Source organism: Micromonospora sp. NPDC049201, assembly GCF_055586805.1.
The window spans coordinates 143,641-168,073 of sequence record NZ_JBVJHM010000007.1; the positions used below are offsets into that span (position 1 = coordinate 143,641).

Here is a 24,433-nt window from a genome sequence, read left to right on the forward strand (position 1 = left end):
GCGGTTGTGCCGCCTCGGCCGCCCGCGCCGACGGACGTGACCTCCTGCCGCGGTGGTCGTTAGGTGGTGGGTCGGGTGGGAACGGATGAGCGTTCTTGGGGACCAAAACTCCCGCTTTGCCCCACTTGGTGGCGTCCAATCGCACAGAATGTCCACGGTGTGCATCGCAGGAGACGACAAGGAGAGTCCACGTGCCAGGTGACGGTGGGTCGCTGCGGGATCAGCCGCCGACGCGGCCGATGACTGCACACGCTCGCCCCCCGGAGCGGCGGTCCCGCCCGTACGACACGGCCAAGCGGGTGATGGACGTCGCGCTGGCCGTCGTGCTGCTCGTCCTCGCGGCCCCGCTCATGCTTCTGGTGGCGGGCGTGATCCTGACGACGCACGGGCGTCCGGTGCTGTTCCGGCACACCCGGCCGGGCTTGGACGGCGCGTTGTTCGACGTCGTCAAGTTCCGCACCATGCTGCCGTTGGATCCCCGCCGCGGCCTGGTCACCGACGCCGACCGGCTGACCCGGCTCGGGGCCTGGCTCCGCGCCAGCAGCCTGGACGAGCTGCCGGAGCTGTGGAACGTGCTCCGCGGCGAGATGAGCCTGGTGGGCCCCCGCCCGCACCTGGTCAGCTATCTGGAGCGTTACACCCCGGAACAGGCCCGCCGCCACGAGGTCCGCCCCGGTCTGACCGGTCTCGCGCAGGTGCGCGGGCGCAACGCGTTGAGCTGGGAGAAGAAGTTCGAGTACGACCTGGAGTACGTCGACCGGCGGTCCCTCACCCTGGACCTGCGGATCCTCGCCGAGACCGTCAAGGTGGTGCTGCGTCGGGAGGGCATCTCGGCACCCGGCACCGTCACCTGGCACGAGTTCATGGGCACCCCGAGCGAGCGCGACGCCAGTGACCGTCGCTCGTCCCCGGCGGCGACATCGGCACGTTCGTCCGGCTGATCTCGACACGACGGGAGCCCCATGGTCAGGATCCTGCTCTTCGGCGCGTCCGGCTTCATCGGCCGTGCGGTCCGGGTCGTCCTCGCGGAGCACTTCACGGTCGTCGCGCCGAGCCGGCGGGAATGCGACCTCGTCGCACTGGACCGGGCGGACCTGATCGCGTTCCTGCGACGGGTACGACCCGACGCGGTGGTCAACTGCGCCGGGCGGATCGTCGGTACCGCCGCCCAGTTCATCGAGGCGCACACGCTGGTCACCGCCAAGCTGATCGAGGGGGTCGAGGCGGTCTCGCCGCGGACCCGGCTGGTCCGGATCGGCTCGGCGGCCGAGTACGGGATCATCCCGTACGGCGGCGACGCGGCCGAGACGGATCCGGCCCACCCGGTGAGCGAGTACGGGATCAGTCAGCTCGCCGCGACCGACCTGGTGCGGCTGGCCGCCGGTCGTCCCCAGGTCGACGCCGTGGTGCTGCGGGTCTTCAACCCCGTCGGACCGGGTTCGCCCCACGGCACGGTGCTGGGGCGGGCCGCCGACCTGTTGAAAGCCGCGTCGGCCAGCGGAGCCGGACAGATCGAGCTGGGGCTCAGCGACGCACACCGCGATTTCGTCGACGTCCGCGACGTGGCGGGGGCGGTGCTGGCGGCGCTGCGGGCCGATCGTCTGCCGGCACCCGTCTTCAACGTGGGCAGCGGCCGGGCGGTCGCCGTCCGGGAGGCCGTCGAGATGCTCGCCCGCCAGGCCGGGTTCACCGGGCACATCGTCGACGGGCTGCGATCACCGGCCGCCGAGCGGTCCGCGGCGGTGCCCTGGACCCGCGCCGACATCAGCCGGGCCGCCGACGCGCTGGGGTGGTCTCCCCGGCACTCGCTGGCCGACTCCCTGGCCGGGCTGTGGGCCGGCCGGTTGGGCGCCCCGGCCGCGCCGAACGACACTCTCGCGTTCGAGTCGGTCACCTCCTGACACCGACTTCCACCTCGACGAAGGAGGACATTGTTGAGTACGACCCGCGTACTGGTCACCGGCGGTGGCGGCTTCGTCGGAAGCAACCTCGTCCGGGCCGCCCTGGCCCGGGGCGCGTTCGCCGACATCCGGGTGATCGACGACTTCTCCGTCGGCCTGGAGAGCAACCTGGACGGTTGCGACGTGGAGGTGATCCGCGGCTCGATCCTCGACCCGTCGGCGCTCCACCTGGCGATGGCCGGTCGGGACGCCGTCGTGCACCTGGCCGCCCTGCCGAGCGTGCCGCGCTCGCTGCGCGACCCGATGGCCTCGCACGCCGCCAACGCCACCGGCACGCTGGCGGTCCTCGACGCCGCCCGGCACGCCCAGGTGGGCCACGTGATCGTCGCCTCCTCGTCGTCGGTGTACGGCAGCAATCCGGCGCTGCCCAAGAGCGAGACGGACTGGACCCGGCCGCTGAGCCCGTACAGCGCCAGCAAGCTCGCCACCGAGGCGTACGCGTTGGCGTTCCAGTCCAGCTTCGGCCTGCCGGCCCTGGCCTTCCGCTTCTTCAACATCTACGGCCCCGGCCAACGTCACGACCACGCCTACGCCGCGGTGATCCCCCGGTTCGCGTACGCGGCACTCGTCGGTGAGCCGCTCACCGTGCACGGTGACGGCGGCCAGTCCCGGGACTTCACCTACGTGGAGACCGTCTGCCAGGTGCTGATCGACGCGGTGCTCCGTCGGGTCGCGCACCCGCAGCCGGTGAACCTCGCCTTCGGCACCCGCACCGACCTGCGCACCGTGCTGGACGAACTCCGCCTGCTCGTGGACCGGACGCTCACCGTCCGGCACGAGCCGCCCCGGCCCGGGGACGTGCGGCACTCCCAGGCCGACAACCTGCTGCTGCGAGAGCTGTTCCCCGGCATCCGCCCGGCGCCCTTCGCCGACGGCCTGCGCCACACGGTGGACTGGCTGCGGTCCCGGCTCGGCCCGCTCACCGCCCGGGTTCACGGCGAGGTGGCCCCCAGCGGCTCGCTCAGCGCGCGTACCGTGCGGTAGAAGTCGGACCGGCGGGTGTCGAGCACGTCGGCGCGGTAGTCCTGGGCGCGCCGCAGGTTCCGCCGCGACGCCTCGGTCAGTCGCGCCGGATCGGCCACCAGCGCCCGGATGCGCTCCGCCAGCGCCGCCGGGTCGTCCGGCCGGACCAGGACGTCCGCGGCCAGCAGCTCCGGGATGCCCCCGGCGGTCGAGCCGATCGCCGGCAGGCCCCGCGCCATCGCCTCGATCAACGCCCGGGGCAGCCCCTCGGTGCGCGACGGCATCACGAACACGTCCGCCCGGTCCAGGACCTCGCGCAGGGCCGTGGGGGAGGACACCCAACCGGCGAAGGTGACCTGCCCGGCCACTCCTCGTTCGTCGGCGTACCGGCGCAGCCGCTCGGCGAACCGCCCCACGCCGACATGGGTCAGTTCGTGCCGTTCGCCGGTGCGGTTCAGCTCGACGAGCGCGTCGATCAGCGTGTCGACGCCCTTGTACATCTGGTCGAGCGAGCCGACGCAGAGCAGCCGGGCCGCCGGCAGGGCCGCGGTGTGCACCCGCGGTTCGTCGACGTACGCCTCCGCGGGCAGGTCCACCGACGAGATGCTGACCGAGGGCGCGCCGGCGGCGGCCGGATACCGTCGTTGGAGCGTGTGCTCGGTCTCGTAGGAGACGGCGGCGGCGGAGCGGCACTGCTGCTGCATGGTGGTGGTGGCCCAGTAGCGCAGGGCCGGCCGCGCCGGGTGCTGCACCCCGCCGGGGGCGAACAGGTCGTAGGGATCCCCGATGACCTCGACGGCGTAGGGCCGGCCCCGCCGTCGCAACCGACTGCTGGCGACCGCGGCGATCGGTGAGGGCACCCGGAGGATGACCGAGTCGGCGTCCACCACCGCCCGGGCGATCGACTGCCGGATCGCCACGTTGTGCCGGGCGAACTGTGCCGGACCCTCGTAGTACGGAACCGCCCACACCTCGACGCCGGGTCCGTCCACCCGGCCGGCGTCGGGCGGCGCGGCGTCGACATGGCGTACCCGGGACACCAACCGGACCTCGTCGAAGGCGGCCAGATAGCGGGACCAGATCGAATGGTCGGGTCCGGCCTCGACCCAGGTGCGGCCGTCGGGCGTTCGCAGCAGCCGATACTCCGACGTGACGACGACTTTGGACATCAGTTCTCCCGTCGAGAGTCGGACCGGCTTATCGCCGGGCGCCACCAGCGTTCTATCAGAAGAGTCAGGCGGTTGTTGTCGCTTCCTCGAAACAGGACGGACATTCACGCCCCTGGACGATTCCTGCGGTTCTGCCCGTCACTTTCCACCCGGCAAGATCGTTGCACCGGACGGTGCGGCAGGCTGGGCATGGCCGACATTCCATTTCGGGGGTTCAAGGGGGAATTCGGTGTTCTCGTTCGTCGGACTGCCAGGAAGGCCGTGAACCGGGGCTATGTCGGCGCGCACGCCGCCGCCGAGGCGGACACGCCGCGGGACCGCGCCGCTCGGCGGGCCGACGGAGCCCGGATAGCTGACCCGGGCAAGGTGCTCTGGGCCATGCTCGGCCTGGGCGTGGCGTCGGTGGCCCAGTGGGCGGTCATCACGATGCTCGCCCGCTTCGGTACCCCGCACATGGTGGGGCAGTACGCCTTCGGCCTCGCGGTCAGCGCGCCGGTGATGCTGGTGGCCGGCCTCGGCCTGCGTACCGTCCTGGTCACCGAGACGCAGGGGCGCTTCGACTTCGACGACTACCTGCGGCTGGGTGTCGTCGCGGCGCTGGCCGGGCTCGTGCCGCTCACCCTCATCGCCGGTGTGCGAGGATCCGCCGACGGCGTGATCATCATGCTCGTCGGGCTCGCCAAGGCGATCGACGGGATCGGTGAGATCTATTTCGGGTTCTTCCAGCGGCGGCTGCTCATTCGAACGATCAGTGTCGCGATGATGGTCAACAGCTTTCTCACGCTGCTGTTGATGGGATGCCTGCTGCTGCTCACCGGCAATGCGGCGTGGGCGACGCTCGGCTCGGTCATCGGGTCGACCATCGGCTCGATCGCCTACTCCCGCCGGGCGGCCCGTCGACTGACCGGACCCTCGGTGCCGGGCGTCGGCGGAAAGGCGTGGCGGCGCTCTCGGCTGCTGCTGGTGATCGCCTTTCCGGTGGGGCTGTCCGTGGGGCTCAACTCGTTCACCACAAACATTCCTCGATACATTCTGGAGCGGCAGCAGGGTACCGCCGCACTCGGAATCTTCGCCGCGCTCAGCTACGTTGTGCTGGCCGCCAACACGTTCTTCTCGGCGGTCTCGCAGACGGTGTTGCCCCGGATGGCTCAGCTCCACCAGGCCGGTCACCACCGCCGGCTGGCGGCGCTGACCGGGCGGCTGGTTCTCGCCTGCCTGGTTCTCGGCGCCTGCGCCTGTCTCGTCGCCGCGGTGGTCGGTGGGCCGGCGCTGAGGTTGCTGTACGGAGCCGAGTATGCCGACTACACCCGCGTCCTCGTCATCCTCACCGTCGCGGTCGCGTTCAGCGGGACGCTGTTCTTCATCAACACCGCGTTGCTCGCCGCCCGACGATTCGGCACCCAGTTGACGGCGAGTGTCGCGATGCTGGGGCTCAACATGGCCGTCAGCGTCCTGCTGGTTCCGGCGTACGGCCTCGTCGGCGCCGCGTGGACGGTGGTGGTCGCCCTCGTCGTCGAGACCCTGATCAAGGTCGTGATGCTGATCCGGTCGCTCTCGATCCGCCCCGGGTCGAGGGCTCCGGATTCCGGCCGACGGTCAGGTCCGGATCCTGGTGGGACCCGTCACCTCGGCCCGCAGCATCGGCGGGGACGGATCCGCGCCTGAGGACGGCCGGGACATCGCGTCCCTCACCAGCCGGTAGAAGCCGTTGCGTCGAGGCTCCAGGGTCTCCCGGGAGAACTGACGGGCCCGTGCCAGGTTCCGTGCCGAGGCCGCATCCATTCGAGCGGGATCGTCGAGCATCAGGGCAATGGCCGTGGCCAGGGCCGAAGGATCCCCCGGAAGCACCGTGTCAGCCGCGGGCAGCAGTTCGGGGATGCCGCCGACCCGCGTGCCGATGGCCGGCAGAGCGCGTGCCATGGCCTCGATCAGCGCGCGCGGCAACCCTTCCGTCCGCGACGGCATCACGAACAGGTCCGCGCGGTCGAGCTGTTCCCGAAGTGGGGTACCGGGGGCCACCCATCCGGCGAGCGTCACCCGGTCGGCCACGCCGTGCTCGGTGATCAGACGATGCAGCCGGTTCCGGTACTGACCGTCACCGAGGTGCACGAGTCGCACCCGCACCCCCCGGGCGGCGAGCTGCGCCACCGCGAGGACGAGCGTGTCGACCCCCTTGTACATCTGCTCCAGCGTGCCCACCGCGACGATGGTGGGTACGACACCGACCTGCCTGACGAACCGTCGGGGACGAGCCACGAATGCCTCGACCGGCAGATCGATGCTGGACACGGCGACGGTCGGCACGCCCGGCGCCCCGGGATACCGGGCCTGGAGGTGCGACTCCGTCACGTACGACACGGCTGCCGCGGCGCGGCACTCCCGCCGCAGCCGCCCTGTTGCCCGGCGCCGCAACAGCGGGCGGAGGGGATGCCGGATGACGCCCTTGGCGAAGACGTCCCAGGGATCACCCACGACCTCCACGGCGAACGGTAGTCCCTGGCGGACGCGGGCCGCGCACAGCAGCGTTCCGAGGACGGACGGGACCCGGAGGATCACGGCGTCGTCCGCGGTGGCGGCCGCCCCGACGGCGCGGCTCACCAGGCGACGTCGACGGAGATACTGCCAGGGACCGAGGTAGTAGGGCACCGCATGGACCTCGACGCCCTCGCCGTCGACCCGTCGTGGGTCGGCCGGAGGCTCCCGCTGGTCCCGGACCCGGGCCACGACACGGACCCGGTCGAAGGCGCTGAGGTAGCGTCGCCAGAAGCGGTGGTCGGCTGCCGTGGACGTCCACACCCTGCCGTCCGGAGTCCGGATGAGCCTGCTCTCCGTGGTGACCACGACCCTCACTCGGCGGTCTCCAGGGAAGCACGTCGAGTGCCGGCTACCGGGCGTCGCGGGCGGTCGGGCGCATGTCGCTCGACGGCCTCCTCGATGAGGTCGACCATCCGGTGTTCCGCCCGCTGCCTGTCGAAATGCTGCTCGGCGTAGCGGCGGGCATGGTCGCCACGGGCGTCGAGCCGCCCGGCCGTGTACTCGCGGTACGCCACCTCCAGGCCTTCGGCCAGTGCGTCGACGTCGTCTCGTGGCACCACCCAGCCGGACCGCCCGTCCACGGTCTCCGGCAGTCCACCCGCATCGCTGACCACACTCGGCACCGACATGGCGCTGGCCTCCACCGGGGCCCCGTGCCCCTCGGACAGGGACGGGCTGACGCTGAGATTCGCCGCTCGGTAGGCCGGGCGCACATCCTCGACCGAGTTCAGCCACGTCACGCTCGGATCGGCGGTGACGTCGAACCGCCGGATCAGCTCGTCCCGATGCGCCACCCCGATCCGGTTGGTGCCACCGCCGACCAGCAGGAGGTGCGCGTCGGGCCGGCGGGCCCGGAACGACCGCCATGCCTCCAGCAGCACGTCGTGGCCCTTGATGCCCCGCCGACTCGTGCCCACCCACCGTGGTGGATAGACGAAGGCGACCATGATGACCACGAAGCCCGACAGCGGCAGGCCGAGGTCGGCCCGGGCCTTTGCCCGCTCCCGGTCCCGGTGTGACGGGGGCCGGTAGCGGGAGATGTCGACCCCCACCGTCACCGCGGGGCGGCGCTCGCTCGACAGGCCGAGATCTCCGTACAGTCGGGAGGTGTAGGCGGTGCCGCAGATCACGAGATGGTCCAGGCGGCAGAGCACCCGTTCCACCGCGCGGATCACGGGCGACTCGAGGAACAGCGGGCCGACCACCGTGTGCACCCGGCAGAACCCGAGCCCCAGGGAGGCGATCCGGGCGGCGAGGGCGGCGGCGTACAGGTGGTGGTTCACCACGTCGGGCCGCAGCTCACGCAGGAGCCGGCGGAGCTGCCACAGTTGGCGCACCGTGGCGGGGGTCGGACGGAAGCGGAAGCTGAAGGGGGACGGCACGGTCCGTACGCCGATCTCGTGCAGGCGTTCGGTGAGTCGGCCGGGGCCGGCCGGAAGGACGACGATGGGCTCGTGCCCACGGTCGCGCAGGGTCGCTGCCTGCGTGGCGACCCAGGCGCCGCCCACATTGGTCTTGACGATGATGGCGATGCGCAGACCGCTCATGGCGTAGTTCACCCACGCTCCAGGAACCGCTCGATGGTCCGGAAGACGTGTGCCTCCTGTGAGTCGTCCATGGCCGAGCCGCTCGGCAGCGCGAGACCGTGGGCGAAGAGTCGGTCCGACACCCCGTTCAACGCTGCTCGGGCGCCCGCGTAGACCGGCTGGCGGTGCATCGGCTTCCACAGCGGGCGGGTCTCGATGTCGGCGCGGGAGAGTGCCGCCGCGAGGTCGGCGGCGGGCCAACTCGACCGTTCGGGATCGACCACGACGCAGGTCAGCCAACAGTTGCTCTCGACGTCACCTTCGCCGAGCAGTCGCACTCCGGGTATGGCGGCGAAGAACTTGGCGTACCGCTCGCGCAGTTGCCGGCGGCGGGACCTCATCTCGTCGAGCCGGGTCAGTTGGGCCCGGCCGAGAGCGGCCAGCAGGTTGCTCAGCCGGTAGTTGTAGCCGACCTCGTGGTGCTCGTAGTGCACGACCGGCTGCCGGGACTGGGTGGCCAGATGCCGGCACCGCTCCACCAACTCGCCGTCGTCGGAGACCAGCATCCCGCCACCGGAGGTGGTGATTATCTTGTTGCCGTTGAAGGAGAAGACTCCGGCACGTCCGAACGAACCGGCCGGGCGCCCGCCGTGGGCCGCACCCAACGACTCGGCGGCATCCTCCAGCAACGGAACGCCTGCCGCATCGCACACCGGGACCAGGCGGGTGTAGTCGGCGCAGGCGCCGAAGAGGTCGACCGCCATGACCGCCGCGACGCTTCGGCCCTCAGCCCGCAGCGTCTCCAGCAGCGCGGCGAGAAGCGCGGGATCGATGTTGCCGGTGTTGGGCTCACTGTCGACGAAGACGGGCTCGGCACCGGTGTAGACCACCGCGTTCGCGCTGGCCACGAACGTCATGGTGGGTACGACGACGACCTGGCCCGGGCGGACGCCCAGGGCGAGCAGCGCGAGATGCAGCGCCGCGGTGCCCGAGCTGACGGCCACGGCGTGGGCGCACCCGGCTCGCTCCGCGATGTCCCGCTCGAAAGCGGTCACCTCGGGACCTACCGGCGCGATCCAGCCGGACCGCAGGGCGTTGATGAGATAGGACTCCTCGAGCTGCCCCACGTCGGGCGGGGACAGATGGACCCGGCCGCTCATGCAGTCTCCCGTCACGATGGTGGACACTCTCGGGGGTTCATAGCAAGGATGAACAGATCTTATCCGACATATACCTTGAAACCGGTCATAATTCGCCCAATGGGTAACCGAAAGATGATCGGCCCACTTCCGTGGCGGCCCGACACTCGCGACGGCATCAGGCCCTGCGGCTAGACGACCGACGTGACAGGTTCTCGCCGGTGCCGGCCCGCCAGTTCGTCGCGAACGGGCCCCGGTAGAGATGGCGAGACGCGAGCGAGCTCGTGGGGAGTGGTGTGGTGGGTTCGACGGGAGAAGAAGACGACGGTGACCAGCGGCAGCGCGATCTTCACGAGGTACCAGAGCAGATTGTCGAGGTCGCTGCCGAGGGCAAGGATCACGATCACCCCGGCGATGCCACTCATGACCGCCACCCCGGATTCTCTGCTCAACCGGGCGCCGAGGTAACGGCGGCGGGCTGTCCGGACCACGGCGGCCAGCACGGCGAACGACGCTACCGAGCCGGCCGGACCGAAGTTCAGCAGCGCCTCCCCGGCAAGGCCGTAGATGCGGGAGGATCGCCAGCCGGAGTCGAAGGCGCCTGTGCCCATCAGCATGTCGGTCCCGGCCTGCACCTTGTCGCGCATCCACTCCGGACGCGAGGCGTCGGGAATCATGAACGCCGCGGCGCCGACGTAGGTGAGACCGTAGCTCAACGGCGCGTATCCGGCCTGTTCATGGTGAAGAAGTACCGCTTGGATATCGGACCGGCCGAGGTCGCCGAGCAGCATGGTCGGCATGGTCCGCCCCGTCTCGTCGCCGAGTTCGGTGACCGAGGTGGTTCCTCTGGTGGCGAACAGGATCTCGCTACCGGTGCTCTTGTAGACGCCGTAGGCGTACATGAAGACCAGGAACGAGATGCCCATCGCGGCAAGTGCGCGTCGGGTGACCGGCCGCACCGCCAGGTGCACGACGATCAGCCCGATGAGCAGGGGCCAGATCGTGTTACTGCGTGAGCCCCGCAGGCCGCCGACGGCGAACTGCGTGATCGCGAACACCAGGAACAGTGCGGACAAGGCGGCTGGCCGCCCCGTCAGTGCCACCCGGAAGCGCACCACCGCCACGACGAATCCGACAAGTGGGAACGACTCACCGATGAGGAGCAACCACCCGTAGCCGATGAAGGAATCGCGATCGTCGGCTGCTGCCGACACGTAACCGCTCAGGCCGCCGAAATGGACGATGACGGCGATGAACCCGGCCAGGCCGACCGCGAATGCCAGCCACCCGAGCTGGACGAACACCCGATCGTTCAGCTTCCGTGCGACGCGCGGGCTCCGTGTCGACGGCACCCGGAGGTTCAGGACCACGCGGTAGACACACAGGCCCAGCGCGTTCAGCGTCGCCATCGCGCCGAGCCCGGCCTTCCAGTCGGGAAGCGGCTCTATGAACCTGGGCCAATAATCGAGCATGACGTGCAGGATCGGCGCCAGATAGAAGAAGTGAAATCCGAACAGGCCGACCAGCGCCCGAGGGTCGAATGTGTCCAGTCGCCGCGCCGCCCAGTTCACCACGTCCGGCGCGATCAGCATGCCGCAGATGGTGACCGGGATCATGAACCAGTGCAGGAGTCGGGCATCGAATGCCATGAGGACCAGGCTGATCAGAGTGGGCAGGATGACGGCGAAGAGCCACGGGTCACCGACCCTGGTGGTCCCCTTCATGCCGTTGTTGCCGATCATCAGCGCCATCCCCGTATGCGTCCTGCCGCCTTGCCGCACCGACGACCGTGATCGCAGACGCGGCCTGCCGTATGGCTAACGGAACGAGGCGTGGAAAGTTGTGAGGGAATCTGCGACGAACCGAAATCGTGAAAAGGGCCTTGTGCGCGGACCTCTCCCTCTACCCTCCAGCCAGGTTGAGTCGTATGTGACGATCAGCAGGGAGGGCCGAGATGGCCACCGTCATCCCGACCGGGGCCGCGGCGGCGACGCCCCCGACCGCTGGCCGACCCGCCACTCGCACGGTCGTCTTCGTGGCGGGCGTCGGCATGACGCTCACCAACATCGTCGCGCCCGTCGCGCGGTCGCTCGCCGACCGTGGCATCCGGCGGGTGGCGGTGGCCGGGCGTGGTTCCGTCGGCCCCGACCTGCTGGCTTCCTTCGACGACGTCCGCGAGGTGACGCCGTTCCGCCGGGGGCGACCGGCGGAGATCGTACGGGCGGCCGGAGACCTGCGTCGCATCGTCCGCGAGGAACGGGCGGCCCTGCTGCACCTGCACTCGCCGTTCGGCATCGCGGTGGGCCGGCTCGTCGCCCGCAGCAGCCGGACCCGCCATCTGGCGGTGGTGAGCGGTACCCTCTTCGGCGTCCCGGGGTTGTCCGGCCGCGTCTTCACCGTGGCCGAGGCGGCGTCCGCGTGGTGCACGCCCACCTACGTCACGCTGAACCCGGAGGACGAGCGCAGCTACCGTCGTCTCGCGCCCTGGAGCCAGGTCCACCGTGCGCCGTGCGGCGCGGCCGGTGTGGACCCGACGCAACTACGCCTCGATGACGCCGGGGACGCGGCGCCGAGGGACCGGCCACCCCGGGTGCTGGTGCTCGGCCGCCTCACCCCGGACAAGAACCTCGACCTGGCGGTCGCGGCGTGGCGCCGGGCCCGGTCCCACCTGCCCGATCTCGAACTACGCATCGTGGGGTCGTCGCCGCCCGGCGAGAGGGCGTGGACGCCGCCGGCCGAGCCGGGGGTGAGTGTCGGTCCGTGGACCTCCCGGCCGGGTACGGAACTCGCCCGGGCCGACGTGCTGCTCTCCACCAGTGGCCGGGAGGGCCTGCCGATGACCCAGGTGGAGGCGCTCAGCCTCGGCACGCCGGTGGTGGCGGTGCGGAACCGGGGCAGCCGCGCGTTGGCCGACCAGGTGGAGGCGGGGTTCACGTTGGTGCCGGCCCGCGCCGAGGCGGTGGCGGACGCGCTGCTGGACCAGCTGCGGGCCAAACGGGTGGTGGTTCCGGCCCAGGTGCTGCGGAACTGGGAACGGCAGTCCGTGGTCGACTTCCACGTCCGGCTGATCCTGCGGGAACTCGGGGTCGGGTGAGGTCCGGCGGCGCGGTGTAGGGTGCGACGACCTGTGTCCCGACCGGCCGTCCTGGAGTTTGCCCGTGCTGCACCTGAGGGTGATCGCGCCCGGCGACCGGTCGTCGGCCGTCGTCGACCTGCTGGCCGCCGACCCCGGGGTGACACACCTCGTGGTGCTCCCCGGCGCCGCCCGCGAACCGGCCGGCGACTACGTCACCTGCGACGTGGTCCGGGAGAGCGCGGACGGAGTGCTGCACAAGCTGCGGGAACTCGGCGTCGAGGCGCACGGGGCGATCGCCGCCGAGGACGTGGAGCTGACGCTCTCCGCGGCGGCCGACCGGGCCGCCGACGAGGCTCCGGGGCACGGCGAGGACGCGGTGGTCTGGGACGAGATCGCGGCGAAGACCGGTGAGCAGACGGTGCTCACCGGCACCTTCCTCGCCCTGATCACCGTGGCCACCATGATCGCCGGCATCGGCGTGCTGCTCGACCAGCCCATCCTGATCGTCGGCGCGATGGTGGTCGGTCCCGAGTTCGGCCCGCTCGCCGCGCTCTGCGTGGCGCTGCTGCGCCGTCAGCCCGGCGTCGTCGGCCGCTCGGTGCAGGCCCTGACCGTCGGCTTCCTCGTCGCCATGGTGGCCACCATGTTGAGCACCTGGGCGCTCACCGCGGCCGGTCTGGTCAGCCGGGACATGCTGCTCGCCGAGCGCCCGCTCACCGACTTCATCTGGCGCCCGGACGCGCTCTCCTGGGTGGTCGGGCTGCTCGCCGGTGTCGCCGGCATGCTGTCCCTGACCTCGAAGAAGTCCGGCTCACTCGTCGGCGTGCTGATCTCGGTGACCACCGTCCCGGCGGCCGCGAACGTGGCGGTCGCGGCGGGCTACGGGGTGTGGCACGAGGCGGCCGGCTCCGCCCTCCAACTGGTGATCAACCTGGCCGCCATCGTGCTGGCCGGGCTGCTCACGCTGGTCGTGCAGTTGTGCTGGTGGCGGCGGGTGGCGCGGCGGGCCGGGCGGGGGGTGCCGCGGCAGCGGGCCGACCGGCCGACGCCGGTCACCGCCAGTCGTCGCCCGCCTCGAGACGCCGGCTGAGCAGCGTCGCCAGCGGAACGGACTCGCCGTCCCGGCCGCCCCGCCCGATTACCAGCGGGGGCGCGCTCGGCGGCGGCTCGGCCCCGAACAGCCGCGACCCCAGGCTCGGTGGCACGCTGAGCAGGTAGAAACGCCCGTCGGTGTCCACCGCCCGGCTGCGCGCCCGATCCACGTACCAGCCGGTGATCCGGGTGCGGTAGCGACCGCGACCGTCGTGGGCGGTCGCGACCAGCCGGTCGGTCGCCAGGCCGCGCCGCCGCGCCTCGGCGGCGAACGCGGCCACCAGCTTCGCGGCCTCCGCCTGCTCCGCGGCGCGTTCCCGGGCGTCGGCCGCCGCGTGGGCCGCCATCGCCCGGCGCTGCCGCTCCCGCCACTGCGCGTCGTCGTCCACACCCACGACCGCGAGGGTACGCCCGCGCGTCCCACGACCGCCGGGTCGGGCGGTCCCCGCCCGCGTGGACCGCGCCCGCTCGGGTCTGGCGGCGCCACCCGCCTCGCGGCGCTGTCGAGCTGAGTCGTTCGTGACATCACCGCTGAGTCGTTCGTGCTCTCAGCTCGACAGGGCCGCGACCGGCGACCGTCAGGCCAGCCCGGCGCGGCGCAACGCCTCCGCCATGGCGTCGTTGACCGGCGCGGAGGCGCCACCGCCGCGCCCCTGACGCGGCTGTGAACCGCCCCGGTCTCCACGCTGACGGCCGCCGCCTCCGCCTTGCCCGCCGCCCTGCCCACGGTCCTGGCCACCCTGCCCGCCGCGCTGGCCGCCGCCGCCCTGGCCGCCGCCCTGCCCACGGTCCTGCCCGCCGGTCTGTCCGCCCCGCTGGCCGCCGGCCTGCCCGCGGCCCGGACGGCCACCGCCCGCACCGCCTCGGCTGCCGTCCGCACCGCCTCGCCCGTCGCGGTCCCGCCGGCCCTCCCCGCCGGCCGGGCGTCCGCCGCCGGTCGGCGCCTCGTCGTCCAGACGCAGCGTCAACGAGATCCGCTTGCGCGGCACGTCCACGTCGAGCACCCGCACCCGGACCACGTCGCCGGACTTCACCACGTCGCGCGGGTCCTTGACGAACGTGTGCGACATGGCGGAGACGTGCACCAGACCGTCCTGGTGCACGCCCACGTCGACGAACGCGCCGAACGCGGCCACGTTGGTGACGACACCCTCCAGCACCATGCCGGGCGTCAGGTCGCCGATCTTCTCGACGCCCTCGACGAACGTCGCGGTGCGGAACTCCGGCCGCGGGTCGCGACCGGGCTTCTCCAGCTCGGCCAGGATGTCGGTGACGGTGGGCAGGCCGAACGTGTCGTCCACGAAGTCGGTCGCCCGCAGGCCGCGCAGGATCGCGGACCTGCCGATCAGCGCGCGCAGGTCCTGCCCGGTGGAGGCGAGGATGCGGCGCACCACCGGGTACGACTCGGGGTGCACGCTTGACGAGTCGAGCGGGTCGTCGCCGTCCGGGATGCGCAGGAAGCCGGCGCACTGCTCGAACGCCTTGGGGCCGAGCCGGGCCACCTTCTTCAGCGCGGTCCGGGTGCGGAACGGCCCGTTCGCGTCCCGGTGCAGCACGATGTTCTCCGCCAGCCCGGCACCGATCCCGGAGACCCGGGTGAGCAGCGGCGCGGAGGCGGTGTTGACGTCCACACCGACCGCGTTGACGCAGTCCTCGACGACGGCGTCGAGGGAGCGGGACAGTTTCACCTCGGACAGGTCGTGCTGGTACTGCCCGACGCCGATCGAACGCGGGTCGATCTTCACGAGTTCGGCGAGCGGGTCCTGGAGACGCCGGGCGATGGAGACCGCTCCGCGCAGCGACACGTCGAGCCCCGGCAGCTCCTGCGAGGCGTACGCGGAGGCGGAGTAGACCGACGCGCCCGCCTCGGAGACCACCACCTTGGTCAGCGTCAGCTCGGGGTGTTGCTTGATCAGGTCACCGGCCAGCTTGTCGGTCTCCCGGCTGGCGGTGCCGTTGCCGATCGCCACCAGCTCGACGCCGTGCGTCGCGGCCAGCGTGGCGAGCGTGTGCAGCGACGCGTCCCACTGCCGGCGCGGCTCGTGCGGGTAGATCGTGTCGGTGGCGACCACCTTGCCGGTCGCGTCGACCACCGCCACCTTGACGCCGGTGCGCAGGCCCGGGTCGAGACCCATGGTGGGCCGCGCGCCGGCGGGCGCGGCGAGCAGCAGGTCACGCAGGTTGGTGGCGAAGACCCGGACGGCCTCCTCCTCGGCCGCCTGCCAGAGCCGCGTCCGCAGGTCGGCGGCGAGGTGGATGAGGATCCGGGTACGCCAGGCCCAGCGCACCGTGTCGGCCAGCCACCGGTCGGCGGGCCGGCCCCGGTCGCTGACCCCGAACCGGCCGGCCACGGCGGCCTCGTAGCGGCTGGGCCCGGTGACCGTGTCGGCGTCGTCCTCGGCGTCCGGGGCCATGGTCAGCTCCAGCACGCCCTCCTTCTCGCCGCGGAACATGGCGAGGATCCGGTGCGAGGGCAGTTTCGGGTACGGCTCGGCGAAGTCGAAGTAGTCGGCGAACTTGGCGCCGGCGGCCTCCTGGCCCTCGCGTACCCGGGAGACCAGCCGGCCCCGCGACCACATCTGCTCGCGGAGCGTGCCGATCAGGTCGGCGTCCTCGGCGAAGCGCTCGATCAGGATGGCCCGCGCCCCGTCCAGCGCGGCGGCGGCGTCGGCCACGCCCTTCTCCGCGTCGACGAAGCCGGCCGCGGTGGCGCGCGGGTCCTGCGCCGGGTCGGTGAGGAGCGTGTCGGACAAGGGCTCCAGCCCGGCCTCGCGGGCGATCTGCGCGCGGGTCCGCCGCTTCGGCTTGTACGGCAGGTAGATGTCCTCCAGCCGGGACTTCGAGTCCGCCGCCAGGATCTGGGCCTCCAGCGCGTCGTCGAGCTTGCCCTGACCGCGGATCGACTCCAGCACCGCGGCCCGCCGCTCGTCCAGCTCCCGCAGGTAGCGCAGCCGCTCCTCGAGCGTGCGCAGCTGCGCGTCGTCGAGGGTGCCGGTGGCCTCCTTGCGGTAGCGGGCGATGAACGGCACGGTGGCGCCGCCGTCGAGCAGCTCCACGGCCGCCCGCACCTGACGCTCGGCGACGCCGAGTTCCTCGGCGATCCGCTGGTGCACAGACTGAGTCACGATCTTGCTCCGCCTCTTCCCGGTGAGTTCGTCGTGCATTCTGCCCGCCGGTGCCGACAGCCGCGCAGCCGCCCGATGGCAAAGCCGACGAATAACACGAAAGCGCCCCTGGGCTGCCAACCCTGCCTCTAGCCTCCAACCAGGAATTTCTACTCCTGTCTGGAGAACCGGGTGAACACGGAGAAAGTGGTCGTCATCGGTCAGGGCTACGTCGGTCTGCCACTGGCCGTACGCGCCGTCGAGGCCGGCTTCGACGTGGTGGGCCTGGATGTGGACGCCGACCGGGTCAAGCGGCTCGCCTCGGGGGAGTCCTACGTGGAGGACATCCCGGCCGAGCGCCTCGGCCGGGCCCTCGGCAGCGGTCGTTACCGTCCGAGCACCGAGTACGCCGACGCCGAGGGCTTCGACGTCTGCGTGATCACGGTGCCGACCCCGCTCCGGGACGGCACCCCGGACCTGAGCTTCGTCGAACAGGCCGGCCACCACGTCGGCCCGTACGTGCGGCCGGGGGCCACGGTGGTGCTGGAGTCGACGACGTACCCGGGCACCACCGAGGAGCTGCTGCGCCCGCTCCTGGAGACGGCCAGCGGACTGCAGGCGCCCGGGGACTTCCACCTCGGCTACAGCCCGGAACGCATCGACCCGGGCAACCCGACCTGGCGGCTGGAGAACACCCCCAAGGTGGTCTCCGGCGTGGACGCCGCCGCGCTGGAGCGGGTGGACGGCTTCTACCGCCGGATCGTGGCCCGGACGGTGCCGGTGCCGTCCACCCGGGTCGCGGAGCTGACCAAGCTGATCGAGAACACGTTCCGCCAGGTGAACCTCGGGTTGATCAACGAACTCACGGTCCTCTCCCACCACCTCGGCATCGACGTCTGGCAGGCGATCGACGCCGCCGAGACGAAGCCGTTCGGCTTCATGCCGTTCCGGCCCGGGCCCGGCGTCGGCGGCCACTGCCTCCCGATCGACCCCTGCTACCTGTCCTGGCAGGTCAAGCGGCGGCTGGGCCGGCAGTTCCGGTTCATCGAGCTGGCCAACGACGTCAACCACGAGATGCCCGAGCACGTCACCCAGCGGATCATGGCCGGCCTCAACCGGGCCGGCCGGGCGGTCAGCGGCGCCAGGCTGCTGATGCTCGGCCTGGCGTACAAGAAGAACACCGGCGACATGCGTGACTCGCCGGCGGTGGACGTCGCGCGCCGGCTGTGCGACCTCGGCGCGGACGTGCGGGCCGCCGAGCCGTACGCCGAGCCGCACCAGATCCCCGCCGGCGTGCTGGTCGTGCCGCTGACCGAACACGAGGTCGACGCCGCCGACGCGGTGATCGTCGCGACCGACCACGACGTCTTCGACTACGAGATGGTGGCCGGCCGGGCCCGCTACGTCTTCGACGCGCGGAACCGCTGTTCGGGACCGAGCGTGGAGCGGCTCTAGGAGCACCCCGCCCCGACCGTCGACGGCTGCGCTAGCGTGGCGATCATGGAGGCACCTGCGGATCCACGGGCCCGGCGACTCTTCGGGGGCAGCGCCCGGGCGCTCGGCGACCTGGCCGCCGGTCCGTTCCGGGCCGACCGGGACCGGATCGTCGGCTCGCCGTTCTTCGCCCGGCTGAACGGCGTCACCCAGGTGATCAGTCCGGGCGGCTCCGGGCTGCTGGTGCACAACCGGCTCACCCACAGCCTGAAGGTGGCCCAGGTGGCCCGCGCGATCGCCGAGCGGCTGACCGCCGACCCGGCGTACCGGGACCTGCTGGAGATGCTGGGCGGCTGCGACCCGGACGTGGTCGAGGCCGCCGCGCTCGCCCACGACCTCGGACATCCACCGTTCGGGCACCTGGGGGAGCGGGTCCTCGACCGGCTGGCCCGGCAGCGGCTGGGGCTGCCGGACGGCTTCGAGGGCAACGCCCAGTCGTACCGGATCGTCACCAGCACCGAGATCCGCGGCGCGGCGACCACCGGGCTGGACCTGACCGCCGCGGTCCGGGCGGCGATGCTGAAGTATCCGTGGACCCGGCTGGACCACCCCGACCCGCATCCGCGACACCTCGACCCGGCGCCCCGGGGCGCCGCGCCGCCGCCGGACGACCCGGAGAGCGGGTCGCTGAAGTTCGGCGCGTACCGCACCGAGCTGGACGACCTGCGGGCGGCCCGGGAGCCGTTCGCCGGGCGGATCCCGGACTGGCAGCAGACGCCTGAGGCGTCCGTGATGGACACCGCCGACGACATCGCGTACGCCATCCACGACGTGGAGGACTTCTACCGCGTCGGGGTGCTCCAGCAGGGCGCGGTGGCCGCCGAGCTGATGGCCTGGCAACGTGAGTGCGGGCACCTGCGGTCGATCACCGCCTCGGCGCTGGACACCGCGGGCCGGCGACCCGGCGCGGCGATCGAGCGGCTGCGCCGCCAACTGCACCGCAAGGACGGCTGGATCGCCGACGACGAGGCGTTCGCCGCGGCGGTCGAGCACGTCCGCGAGGAGCTGGTGGAAGGGCTGCTGGCGCTGCCGTTCGACGGCTCGATCGAGGCGGAGCAGTACGTCGCCCGCTTCTCCGCCCGCTGGTCCACCCGCTTCGTGGACGCCATCACGGTGACCCCGGAGCCGGACGTCCGCTCCGGGTACGTGCTGCTGGGCAAGGCGCAGTGGCACGAGGTGCAGGTGCTCAAGTTCGTCCACCACCGGTTCGTGCTGGCCCGCCCCGACCTCGCGCTGCACCAGCGCGGCCAGGCGCGACTGCTGGACACGCTGGTCGAGGCGCTCTGGGAGTGGCTGCTGGACCCGGAGGAGGAGTCCCGGCTACCCCGCCGGCTGCACGACCTGGTGGAGCTGGCCGAGGCCGAGCTGCACCCGCGTACCCCGGACCGGATCGGTCGGGCCCGGGGCCGGGCCATCGTCGACTTCGTCGCGCAGCTCACCGACGGTCAGGCGGTGGCGATGCTGGACGCGCTCTCCGGACGTTCCGGCGCGTTGTGGACCGACGCGTTCGTGCTCTGAGGCCCGCTCAGCGGGCCGGTACTCCCTTGACCACGAGGCCCGGCGCCACGTCGCGCACCACGCAGGCGCCGGCGCCGACTGTCGCGCCGGCCCCCACCCGAACGCCCGGCAGCACCACGGCGCCCGCTCCGACCAGCGCTGCGGTGTCGAGGCGGCAGTCGCCCGAGACGGCCGCGAGAGGGTGCAGGGAGACGTAGTCACCGACCACACAGTCGTGGGCGAGGGTGGCGTTCTGGTTGACGTGCAGGTGCCGTCCGACGGCGACTCCGGTGGTGATCCGGCCGCCGGCGAACACCACCAGACCCTCGGCCGACACCAGGTCCGGGCCGACGGTCGCGTCCGGGTGTACGAGACTGGCCGCGGGCAGGCCGAACAGTTCGACCCGCGTGCCGACGACCCGCCGGATCCGTGGGTCGCCGAGGCCGAGGACGACGTGGGTCGCCGGCGACAGGCGCCCGAGCGTGGCCACGGTCCCGAGGTAGGGGACACCTGTCGACTCGACGCGCTTACGGTTCCGCTCCGACGGGTCGTCGTCGACGAAGCCGACCAGCCGCCAGGGCGGCCGGTCCGAGGTGGCGTTGACCGCGGCCACGACCTGCGCGATCTCCCGGCCGTGACCGCCGCATCCGACGATGACGAGGTCGAGACCCACCGCCGCTACCGTCCCGCCGTCGCCGGTTCGGGCTGCTCCGGGGCGGTGCCGCGGAACTCGTGCGCGGTGGCGGTGCCGGGTGCGTTGATTCCCCGCCGGCGGAGCACGGCCACCGCCGTCCGGGCCAGGATGCGGGCATCGAGGCTGAGGCTCCAGTGGTCCACATACCTGAGGTCGTAGGCGAACCGCTTCTCCCAGTCGAGCTCGTTGCGGCCATTGACCTGCGCCAAGCCGGTCAGCCCCGGTCGGACGGCGTGGCGCCGGAACTGCTCCGGTGTGTAGAGATCGCGGTAGCTGGTCGGGAACGGGCGAGGGCCCACGAGGCTCATGTCCCCTCGCAGGATGTTCCAGAGGCTGGGCAGTTCGTCCAGGCTGGTGGACCGCAGCCACTGCCCCAACGGGGTCAGCCGGAGCTGGTCGTCGCCGGGCGAGAAGGCGTGGCCGCCGCCCGCCATGGAACGGAACTTCACGATTGTGAAATCGCGGCCTCGCCAGCCGATCCGCCGTTGCCGGAAGAGCACCGGGCGGCCCAGGCCGAACAGCACCGCGACCGCCACCGCGGCCAGCACCGGGGCCATGACCACCAGGGCGGTCGAGGCGACGACGACGTCGACGGCCCGCTTGACGACCGCGACGCCGCCCCGGGGTGAGGTGGGTGTTGCGGGATCTACCACGCCTGGGGAGAGGCGAACCTGCATGCTGTCCTCCGGCCGCTGACTCGTCAGCGAACAGAGTACGCAAAAATAGGCCGAAGAGTGCCTTGTCTGTCTTTTTCCGCCAAGTCAGGCGATTGCCTGCCACCAGCCGTCCACCGCCGGCGGCTCGTCCACCACGACCCGCTCGCCGGGGCGCGGCACCGCCAGCCGGGCGCCCCGCGCCTTCGCCTCGGCCCAGAGCCGGTCCACCGGCTCCGACCAGTCGTGCAGGGCCAGGTTGAACGTGCCCCAGTGCACCGGCACCAGCAGTTCGCCCCGGACGTCGAGGTGGGCGGCGACCGCCTCCTCCGGGAACATGTGGATGTTCGGCCAGGCCCGGTCGTACGCGCCGATCTGCATGAGCGTGACGTCGAACGGGCCGTGCTCGGCGCCGATCGCGGCGTAGCCGTCGAAGTAGCCGGAGTCGCCGGTGTAGAACACCTTCCGCCGCGCGCCGGCCACCACCCAGGAACTCCAGAGCGTGCCGTCGCGGCGCAGCCCGCGCCCGGAGAAGTGCTGCGCGGCGGTGGCGGTGAGCGTCACGCCGCCGACCCGGTGGTGCTCCGACCAGTCCAGCTCGACGATGCGGTCCGCCGGCACGCCCCAGCGTTCCAGGTGGGCGCCCACGCCGAGCGGCACCAGGAACGGCGCGGTCTGGTGGGTCAGCAGCCCCCGGACCGTCGCCATGTCCAGGTGGTCGTAGTGGTCGTGCGAGATCAGGACGGCGTCGAGCCGGGGCAACTCGTCGAGGCGGACCGGCGGCTCGTGGATGCGTCGCGGGCCGACCAGCGCCGACGGCGAGCACCTGTCGCTCCACACCGGGTCGAGCAGCACCCGGTGGCCCTCGATCTCCACCAGCGTGGAGGCGTGGCCGTACCAGATCACGTTCAGCTCGTCGGCCGGGTCGGTGGGCGCGGCGTCGGTCGGGCGCAGCAGCGGGACGGCGCTGCCCGGCCGCCGCTTCTGCTTGCCGAAGATCAGCTCCCGGACCAGGTTGCGGCCCGGGTCGGCGACCATGGTGGCGTTCGCGCCGGTCGGGTTGTGGAACGTGCCGTCGCGGAACCGCGGTGACCGGGCGGCGCGTTCCGCCCGGGCGCCGGTGAGCCGGCCGCCGAGCTGGGCCGGCACGTCACGCGCCGCCCACGCCAGCCCGGCCACGGCGGCCAGCCCGGCGAGCCGCCACCCCCGCCCGCCGCCTGCCGTGCCCGACTCGCGTTCCGTTGGTGCCCGCATGGTCGTCCCCTCCGCCGTGTCCCGCAGTACACGGTAGCCACCACCGTCCCCGTCCGTGGAACGACGGGCGTGGGGATGCCGACTCAGCTCAACCGCCGCCGTACCGCCGACCCGACCATCGCGGTCGCCCCGCCCACGGTCCGGACCACCCGCGACAGGTCGGGCAGCCAGCCGCCCCGGACCGCCTCGCCGGCCGGGTTGGGCGTGAACACCACGCCCTCGGTCGGCGGCACCGGCCGGCCGGTGAGCCCGCCGAGCCGCATCAGCGGGCCGACCAGCACGTCGTAGACGGCCGGCAGCGCGGTGAAACCGACCCGCATGACCAGGTTGACCCGGCCCACCGAGATCTCCCGGCGGGGCTTGTCGGCGCAGTGCGCGATGGCCCGGGCCACCCGTTCCGGGGTGGTGATCGGCAGCGGTGGCCGCCCGATCCGTCCCACGTAGTTCGCCGCCTGCTGGTAGACCGGGGTGTCCACGCTGCCGGGGGTGACCAGGCAGACGTTGACCCCGGGCAGGTCCCGGGACTCCTGCTGCAACGCCCGGGCCAGCCCGTGCAGTCCCCACTTGCTGGTGACGTACCCGCTCATGTAGGGCGCGGTGATGTGACCGAGCACCGAACCGGTGAGGACCAGCGTGCCCGCACCGGCCTCCTTGAAGTGCCGCAGCGCCACCCGCGCCACCCCGGCGGAGCCCAGCAGGTCGGTGCGGACCACCTGCTCGAAGACCTCCGCCGGGATCTCCTCGAAGCGCCCGTACGCCATCACGGCGGCGGTGTGCACCCAGACGTCGATCCGGCCGAACCCGGCGACCGCGGTCGCCGCCAGCGCGTCGAGCGCGCCCGGTTCGGTGACGTCGGTGGGCACGACGCGCACGTCCGCCGCGCCGGCGTCGACGCACTCCCGGCGTACCTGCTCCAGGGTTTCGGGCGCGCGGGCCGCGAGGACCAACCGGTCCCCGCGGTCCGCGAACTCCCGGGCCGCCGCCCGGCCGATCCCGCTGGTCGCGCCGGTGACGACCACCGTCCGGGTCACGGTGCGAGCACGACCTTGACGCAGCCGTCCTCCTTCTTCTGGAACATCTCGTACGCCTGCGGCGCCTGCGCCAGCGGCAGCCGGTGGGTCCGCAGGTCCTCGACGCCCAGCGGGTCGTCGTCGCCCGCCAGCAGCGGAATGATCTCGTCCACCCAGCGGCGCACGTGGCACTGGCCCATCCGCAACTGGATGCCCCGGTCGAACATCTCCATCAGCGGCATCGGGTCCTGCTCGCCGCCGTACACCCCGGAGATCGAGACGGTGCCGCCGCGCCGGACCGCCTTGAGCGCGGCGTGCAGCACCACCAGCCGGTCCACGCCGGCCGCGTCGATCATCGGCCGGGCCAGCTTGTCCGGGAGCAGCCCGGCGGCGGCCTGCGCGATCTTGCCGACCGGCGCGCCGTGCGCCTCCATGCCCACCGCGTCGATCACCGCGTCCGGGCCACGCCCGTCGACCAGGTCGATGAGCGCGCCCGGCACGTCGTCGAGCTCGCTGACGTCGAGCACCTCGATGCCGTGCCGGCGGGCCATCTCCAGCCGCTCCGGCACCAGGTCCAGGCCGATCACCCGGCCGGCGCCGAGGTGCCGGCCGATCCGGGCGGAGAACTGGCCGACCGGGCCGAGACCGAACACGGCCAGCGTGCCGCCGGGCGGGGTGTCCGCGTACTTCACCGCCTGCCAGGCGGTGGGCAGGATGTCGGACAGGTAGAGCCAACGCTCGTCCGGCCCGGTGTCGGGGATCTTGATCGGGCCGAACTGAGCCTGCGGGACGCGCAGGTACTCGGCCTGGCCGCCCGGGACCGAGCCGTAGAGCGAGGTGTAGCCGAACAGCGACGCGCCCTTGCCCTCGGCCGTCACCTGGGTGGTCTCGCACTGGGCGTAGAGCTGCCGCTCACACATCCAGCAGTGCCCGCAGGAGATGTTGAACGGGACGACCACCCGGTCGCCCTTCTTCAGCCGGGTCACCCCGGAGCCGACCTCCTCGACGATGCCCATCGGCTCGTGGCCGAGGATGTCGCCGGGCTTCAGGTACGGCCCGAGCACCTCGTACAGGTGCAGGTCGGAACCGCAGATGGCGGTCGAGGTGATCCGGACGATCGCGTCGGTCGGCTCCTCGATCCGGGGGTCCGGGACGTCCTCGACCCGGACGTCGCGTTTGCCTTGCCAGGTCAGTGCCTTCATGCCTGAATGTCCCTCCTCGGTGCCGTCCATGGGACTGCTACCCGCGCGAAGGGACTTGAACCGG

Annotated in this window: 20 protein-coding genes; 8 read left to right on the forward strand and 12 right to left on the reverse strand. The window is 72.1% G+C overall.

Annotation, left to right across the window (positions count from 1 at the left end):
* Positions 1–239 precede the first annotated feature (239 nt).
* The 3 genes from ACZ6O5_RS16715 to ACZ6O5_RS16725 are packed head-to-tail and all read left to right on the forward strand — an operon-like array spanning position 240 to position 2,945.
* A complete protein-coding gene (locus ACZ6O5_RS16715) occupies positions 240–941 on the forward strand; it encodes a sugar transferase (protein ID WP_465978070.1) in 702 nt (233 codons plus the stop codon).
* Between the two features lie 21 nt (positions 942–962).
* A complete protein-coding gene (locus ACZ6O5_RS16720) occupies positions 963–1,901 on the forward strand; it encodes an NAD-dependent epimerase/dehydratase family protein (protein ID WP_465978072.1) in 939 nt (312 codons plus the stop codon).
* A gap of 33 nt (positions 1,902–1,934) precedes the next feature.
* Entirely contained in the window at positions 1,935–2,945 is a 1,011-nt protein-coding gene (locus ACZ6O5_RS16725; RefSeq protein WP_465978074.1) for an NAD-dependent epimerase/dehydratase family protein, read from the forward strand.
* Here ACZ6O5_RS16725 and ACZ6O5_RS16730 read toward each other — a convergent pair.
* Positions 2,894–4,093 carry a glycosyltransferase gene (locus ACZ6O5_RS16730; RefSeq protein WP_465978076.1) on the reverse strand — a complete coding sequence of 400 codons (1,200 nt, stop codon included), beginning with the start codon at positions 4,091–4,093 and terminating at the stop codon, positions 2,894–2,896. The genes ACZ6O5_RS16725 and ACZ6O5_RS16730 overlap by 52 nt on opposite strands.
* Before the next feature lie 261 nt (positions 4,094–4,354).
* Between ACZ6O5_RS16730 and ACZ6O5_RS16735 the strand changes: the two genes are divergently transcribed.
* On the forward strand, positions 4,355–5,758 hold the full coding sequence (locus ACZ6O5_RS16735; protein WP_465978078.1) for a lipopolysaccharide biosynthesis protein: 1,404 nt from the start codon (positions 4,355–4,357) through the stop codon (positions 5,756–5,758).
* Here the strand turns inward: ACZ6O5_RS16735 and ACZ6O5_RS16740 are convergent.
* The 4 genes from ACZ6O5_RS16740 to ACZ6O5_RS16755 all read right to left on the reverse strand — a co-directional run bounded on the left by ACZ6O5_RS16740 (position 5,690) and on the right by ACZ6O5_RS16755 (position 11,044).
* Positions 5,690–6,889 (reverse strand): glycosyltransferase, encoded by a 1,200-nt coding sequence (locus ACZ6O5_RS16740; RefSeq protein WP_465978079.1) that lies wholly within the window; start codon positions 6,887–6,889, stop codon positions 5,690–5,692. The two genes, ACZ6O5_RS16735 and ACZ6O5_RS16740, sit on opposite strands and share 69 nt — an antisense overlap.
* A 50-nt stretch (positions 6,890–6,939) precedes the next feature.
* Positions 6,940–8,187 carry a glycosyltransferase family 4 protein gene (locus ACZ6O5_RS16745; RefSeq protein WP_465978081.1) on the reverse strand — a complete coding sequence of 416 codons (1,248 nt, stop codon included), beginning with the start codon at positions 8,185–8,187 and terminating at the stop codon, positions 6,940–6,942.
* Positions 8,184–9,314: a DegT/DnrJ/EryC1/StrS family aminotransferase gene (locus ACZ6O5_RS16750; protein WP_281939393.1), complete on the reverse strand. Its 1,131-nt coding sequence runs from the start codon at positions 9,312–9,314 to the stop codon at positions 8,184–8,186. The genes ACZ6O5_RS16745 and ACZ6O5_RS16750 overlap by 4 nt, the downstream gene beginning before the upstream one ends.
* Positions 9,315–9,484: 170 nt before the next feature.
* A complete protein-coding gene (locus ACZ6O5_RS16755; protein WP_465978083.1) occupies positions 9,485–11,044 on the reverse strand; it encodes a hypothetical protein in 1,560 nt (519 codons plus the stop codon).
* 203 nt (positions 11,045–11,247) lie between these two features.
* On the opposite strand from ACZ6O5_RS16755, the gene ACZ6O5_RS16760 reads away from it, so the two are divergent.
* Together ACZ6O5_RS16760 and ACZ6O5_RS16765 are read left to right on the forward strand one after the other, a co-directional pair.
* The gene (locus ACZ6O5_RS16760) at positions 11,248–12,387 is read left to right on the forward strand and encodes a glycosyltransferase (protein WP_465978085.1); all 1,140 of its coding nucleotides are present in this window, start codon (positions 11,248–11,250) and stop codon (positions 12,385–12,387) included.
* A 64-nt stretch (positions 12,388–12,451) separates the two neighbouring features.
* Complete coding sequence (locus ACZ6O5_RS16765; protein WP_465978087.1) at positions 12,452–13,459, forward strand: DUF389 domain-containing protein; 1,008 nt, start codon at positions 12,452–12,454, stop codon at positions 13,457–13,459.
* Here the strand turns inward: ACZ6O5_RS16765 and ACZ6O5_RS16770 are convergent.
* Positions 13,422–13,808, reverse strand: coding sequence for a hypothetical protein (locus ACZ6O5_RS16770; protein ID WP_465978482.1), 387 nt, complete (start codon positions 13,806–13,808; stop codon positions 13,422–13,424). The genes ACZ6O5_RS16765 and ACZ6O5_RS16770 overlap by 38 nt on opposite strands.
* Positions 13,809–14,039: 231 nt before the next feature.
* The gene (locus ACZ6O5_RS16775; RefSeq protein ID WP_465978089.1) at positions 14,040–16,586 is read right to left on the reverse strand and encodes a Tex family protein; all 2,547 of its coding nucleotides are present in this window, start codon (positions 16,584–16,586) and stop codon (positions 14,040–14,042) included.
* 171 nt (positions 16,587–16,757) lie between these two features.
* On the opposite strand from ACZ6O5_RS16775, the gene ACZ6O5_RS16780 reads away from it, so the two are divergent.
* Together ACZ6O5_RS16780 and ACZ6O5_RS16785 are read left to right on the forward strand one after the other, a co-directional pair.
* Positions 16,758–18,020, forward strand: a complete 1,263-nt coding sequence (locus tag ACZ6O5_RS16780; RefSeq protein ID WP_465978091.1) for a nucleotide sugar dehydrogenase — start codon at positions 16,758–16,760, stop codon at positions 18,018–18,020.
* A 45-nt stretch (positions 18,021–18,065) separates the two neighbouring features.
* On the forward strand, positions 18,066–19,577 hold the full coding sequence (locus tag ACZ6O5_RS16785; protein WP_465978093.1) for a deoxyguanosinetriphosphate triphosphohydrolase family protein: 1,512 nt from the start codon (positions 18,066–18,068) through the stop codon (positions 19,575–19,577).
* A gap of 7 nt (positions 19,578–19,584) precedes the next feature.
* Here ACZ6O5_RS16785 and ACZ6O5_RS16790 read toward each other — a convergent pair whose 3' ends face one another.
* The 5 genes from ACZ6O5_RS16790 to ACZ6O5_RS16810 all read right to left on the reverse strand — a co-directional run bounded on the left by ACZ6O5_RS16790 (position 19,585) and on the right by ACZ6O5_RS16810 (position 24,369).
* A complete protein-coding gene (locus ACZ6O5_RS16790) occupies positions 19,585–20,229 on the reverse strand; it encodes a NeuD/PglB/VioB family sugar acetyltransferase (protein WP_465978095.1) in 645 nt (214 codons plus the stop codon).
* A 5-nt stretch (positions 20,230–20,234) separates the two neighbouring features.
* Positions 20,235–20,903, reverse strand: coding sequence for a sugar transferase (locus tag ACZ6O5_RS16795; RefSeq protein WP_465978097.1), 669 nt, complete (start codon positions 20,901–20,903; stop codon positions 20,235–20,237).
* A 108-nt stretch (positions 20,904–21,011) separates the two neighbouring features.
* Positions 21,012–22,157, reverse strand: a complete 1,146-nt coding sequence (locus ACZ6O5_RS16800; RefSeq protein WP_465978099.1) for an MBL fold metallo-hydrolase — start codon at positions 22,155–22,157, stop codon at positions 21,012–21,014.
* 83 nt (positions 22,158–22,240) lie between these two features.
* The gene (locus ACZ6O5_RS16805) at positions 22,241–23,188 is read right to left on the reverse strand and encodes an SDR family NAD(P)-dependent oxidoreductase (RefSeq protein WP_465978101.1); all 948 of its coding nucleotides are present in this window, start codon (positions 23,186–23,188) and stop codon (positions 22,241–22,243) included.
* Positions 23,185–24,369: a zinc-dependent alcohol dehydrogenase gene (locus ACZ6O5_RS16810; protein WP_465978103.1), complete on the reverse strand. Its 1,185-nt coding sequence runs from the start codon at positions 24,367–24,369 to the stop codon at positions 23,185–23,187. Before ACZ6O5_RS16810 ends, ACZ6O5_RS16805 begins: the two co-directional genes overlap by 4 nt.
* Positions 24,370–24,433: the final 64 nt, after the last annotated feature.

Coding starts and splice junctions, on each gene's coding strand:
- ACZ6O5_RS16715 (WP_465978070.1), top strand. CDS start 240: ATGACTGCACACGCTCGCCCCCCGGAGCGGCGGTCCCGCCCGTACGAC.
- ACZ6O5_RS16720 (WP_465978072.1), top strand. CDS start 963: ATGGTCAGGATCCTGCTCTTCGGCGCGTCCGGCTTCATCGGCCGTGCG.
- ACZ6O5_RS16730 (WP_465978076.1), bottom strand. CDS start 4,093: ATGTCCAAAGTCGTCGTCACGTCGGAGTATCGGCTGCTGCGAACGCCC.
- ACZ6O5_RS16750 (WP_281939393.1), bottom strand. CDS start 9,314: ATGAGCGGCCGGGTCCATCTGTCCCCGCCCGACGTGGGGCAGCTCGAG.
- ACZ6O5_RS16755 (WP_465978083.1), bottom strand. CDS start 11,044: ATGGCGCTGATGATCGGCAACAACGGCATGAAGGGGACCACCAGGGTC.
- ACZ6O5_RS16760 (WP_465978085.1), top strand. CDS start 11,248: ATGGCCACCGTCATCCCGACCGGGGCCGCGGCGGCGACGCCCCCGACC.
- ACZ6O5_RS16770 (WP_465978482.1), bottom strand. CDS start 13,808: ATGGCGGCCCACGCGGCGGCCGACGCCCGGGAACGCGCCGCGGAGCAG.
- ACZ6O5_RS16785 (WP_465978093.1), top strand. CDS start 18,066: ATGGAGGCACCTGCGGATCCACGGGCCCGGCGACTCTTCGGGGGCAGC.
- ACZ6O5_RS16800 (WP_465978099.1), bottom strand. CDS start 22,157: ATGCGGGCACCAACGGAACGCGAGTCGGGCACGGCAGGCGGCGGGCGG.
- ACZ6O5_RS16810 (WP_465978103.1), bottom strand. CDS start 24,369: ATGAAGGCACTGACCTGGCAAGGCAAACGCGACGTCCGGGTCGAGGAC.